General features: G+C 70.9%; 3 protein-coding genes. 2 read left to right on the forward strand and 1 reads right to left on the reverse strand.

Annotated elements, in window-relative coordinates; genetic code table 11:
- Positions 1-704 (forward strand): efflux RND transporter permease subunit (locus VFS34_16135; protein ID HET9795982.1); only part of this gene is annotated, 704 nt, incomplete at its 5' end.
- A 7-nt stretch (positions 705-711) separates the two neighbouring features.
- Here VFS34_16135 and VFS34_16140 read toward each other — a convergent pair.
- The gene (locus tag VFS34_16140; protein HET9795983.1) at positions 712-2,160 is read right to left on the reverse strand and encodes a radical SAM protein; all 1,449 of its coding nucleotides are present in this window, start codon (positions 2,158-2,160) and stop codon (positions 712-714) included.
- A 30-nt stretch (positions 2,161-2,190) separates the two neighbouring features.
- Between VFS34_16140 and VFS34_16145 the strand changes: the two genes are divergently transcribed.
- Positions 2,191-3,099, forward strand: a 909-nt coding sequence (locus VFS34_16145) for a lysophospholipid acyltransferase family protein (protein ID HET9795984.1), incomplete at its 3' end; no start/stop codon positions are given.

Consider the following 3,099-nt stretch of genomic DNA (forward strand, 5'->3'; position numbering starts at 1 on the left):
GCGAGGCGGTGGCATCGGTCGACAAGCTCGCCAGGCAGGTGCTGCCCGCCACGATCAGCACGAGCTTCCAGGGCACCGCCCAGGCGTTCCAGTCGTCGTTCCAGGGGCTCGGCATGCTGCTTCTCATGGCGATCCTGGTGATCTACATGGTGCTGGGAATCCTGTACGAGAGCTTCATCCACCCGCTGACGATCCTCTCCGCCCTGCCGTTCGCCGGCTTCGGCGCGCTCGTGACGCTCCTCCTGTTCCACACGGAGCTCTCGATCTACGCCTTCGTCGGGATCATCATGCTCGTCGGGATCGTGAAGAAGAACGGCATCATGATGATCGACTTCGCGATCGAGGCGCAGCGGAAGGAGCACAAGTCGTCGGCCGACGCGATGTACGAGGCGTGCCTCGTACGGTTCCGGCCCATCATGATGACGACGATGGCCGCCCTCGTCGGCACGCTGCCGATCGCGCTCGGCTGGGGCGCCGGCGCCGAGGCGCGGCGGCCACTCGGCCTGTCGGTCGTCGGCGGGCTCGTCTTCTCTCAGCTCCTGACCCTGTACGTGACGCCCGTCTTCTACATCTCCATGGAGAAGATGCGGCACCGGTTCGAGCGGCCGCGGCGCCGCCCGGAGAGCCGCCGGGAGCTCGGGGAGCCGGAGCCGGCGGCGCCGACGCGGGGAGCGGCGGCGGGGATGCTGCGGCTGAGGGATTAGCCGGCTCCTAAGCCCCCTCGATCACGGGACCTCCCACGACGGCCGCGCTCCCGCTCGACCGTTCGCCGTGCTCCCGCAGGTACGCCTCCGGCCTCATCATGCGCTGGGTCCGCGCGAGCACCCTCAGGAGGTACGGGACCTGCGAGGGACGGACCTGCCGCACCCAGTCGATCCAGCGCTTCTCCCCCGCCGTGTTCAGGATCGACCGCTGCCAGGTTTCGGCGTAGAGCTCGAAGAATCGCCGCGCGCCGAGCCGCGGCTCCCAGAGCACGTGGCTCATGTCGAACTTGAACCACGGCTGCCCGCGGAGCCGATCCTCGGCGCGGCGGAAGAGCTCGGTGCCGGGAAGCGGCGTGAGGATCGTGTAGCCCGCCCGCTGGAACCCGTGCGTCGCGACGAAGTCCCACAGCTCGCGGAAGTCTTCCTCCTCCCAGTCCGGGTCGACGAGGAAGTTCCCGGTGACGCCGAACGCCAGCCCGCGCGCGAGCCGGGCGGCTTCGACGCTCTGATTCGCCGTCGCGTCCTTCGTGACGCCCCGGAGAGCGGAATCGCTCGCCGCCTCGAGGCCGAAGAAGATGTCGAAGTCCTTCGCGAGCGGGCGCCACTCCGTCAGGAGATCCGGATGCCGGCAGACGAGGTCGGTCCGGGTCTGCACGAGCATCCACCGCTTCCGGACGCCTCGGCGCTTGAGCTCGCGCGCGAGGGCGCGGCTCCGGTCGGGGTGATTCCAGAACAGGTCGTCGACGACGAACACGTTCTCGCCCGCGCTCTCGAAGTCGTCCGCGACCGTTCCGATCGCGCGTTCGCGGAAGCTCCTGCCGTACAGCTGCCAGACCGAGCAGAAGCTGCACCGGAACGGGCAGCCGCGGGCGGTTTCGATCAGCCACACCGGCTTGAAGAGCAGGCAGTGATAGCGATTCCGGTAGCGGCCCACGAGCTCCCGCGCCGGAAGGGGCACCGCATCGAGGGCCGGGCGGTCCTCGACCGGGCCCGTCGCCGTCCAGCCGTTTCCCCGGCGGAGCCGGAGCCCCGGAACGGTCGCGGGCGGCCTGTTCGCGTCGAGGGCATCCGCGAGCGCCGGGAAGATCTCCTCTCCGTCGTCGGTGCAGATGGCGTCGAGCTCGGCGGTTTCGAGCGGGTCGGAATACGCCGCCGCGGCGTGCCCTCCCGCGACGATGAAGGCATCGGGAGCGACCCGGCGGACGGCCCGCGCGGCGGCGAGCACCTGGTCGTATTCGAGCGCGTGCATCCCCGAGATCCCGACGAGCGCGGGCCCGAGGCGCCGCGCGCGGCGGGCGACGGCGGGCTCGAAGCGCGCGTCGACGATCTCGGTCTCGTGGCCCCGACGGAGGAGCTCCGCGCCGATGTATTCGAGGCCGAGGGGTTCGACCCGGAAGAACGGCCCGAGGCCGAATCGCTCGTTGCCCGGATCGGGCCGGATCAGCAGGATCTTCATGCCCTGGAGAGCGGATTGTAGACTGAACGGATGCCGCCCGTTCCTTCGTCGTCCTCCGGATCGCCGGCGCGCTCGCTGAGGAAGTGGGTGGGCCACGGGCTCTCGAACCGGACGGTCTACGGCGCGCTCCTTCATGGCGGGACGCGGCTCCCTCTGGCGGTCCTCCGCGCGATCTCGACGGTCGGGAACGCGATCGCGGTGCGGGTTCTCCGCGGAACCGTACGGGACGTGGCCTCGAATTTCGAGACGGCGCTCGGCTTGCCTCGCGCCGCCGCGCGACGACTGGCCCGTGAGGTCTTTCGCCAGTACGGCCTGACCACCGTCGATCTCTGGCGGCTCCGGAGCGGCGCTCCGGAGCTCGCGCCCCGAATGACCACTCTCGGGCACGACGCCGCCGTCCTTCGCGCGCTCGCCCGGGGAGGGCGCGGCTTCCTCCTCGCGTCCGCCCACGTCGGGAACTGGGAGATGGGCGCCGCGGCGCTCCGCGCGGTCGGCCTTCCCGCCGCCGTCCTGGGTCAGCCGGAGCTCGATCCGGCCGTGCACGCGATGCGTCTCGCGATCCGGGAGCGCCTGGGCGTCGAATCGATCGACATCGGCTCGACGGTCGGAACCGCCCTCCGGGTCCGCGCCGCCGTCGACGCGGGACGCGTCGTCGCGCTCGCCGCCGACCGCGCCTATGCCGAGGATGCCGTTGTGGTCCCTTTCTTCGGCCGCCCGACGCCTTTTCTGCGCTCCCCCGCCCTCCTCGCGCGCTTCTGCGCGTGCGCCCTCCTCCCCTGTTTCTTCCTGCGAAACGCCGACGGCACCTATCGCGGCGCGCTCGGAGAGCCGATCGAGGCCGATCCGCGCGTTCCCGCGGACCAGGATGCCCCGCGGGTCATGAGCGAGGTCGCCCGCGCGGTGGAGGCGATCATTCGGGAGGAGCCGGCGCAATGGTTC

The sequence above is a fragment of the Thermoanaerobaculia bacterium genome (assembly GCA_035717485.1).
GTDB lineage: Bacteria > Acidobacteriota > Thermoanaerobaculia > UBA5066 > DATFVB01 > DATFVB01.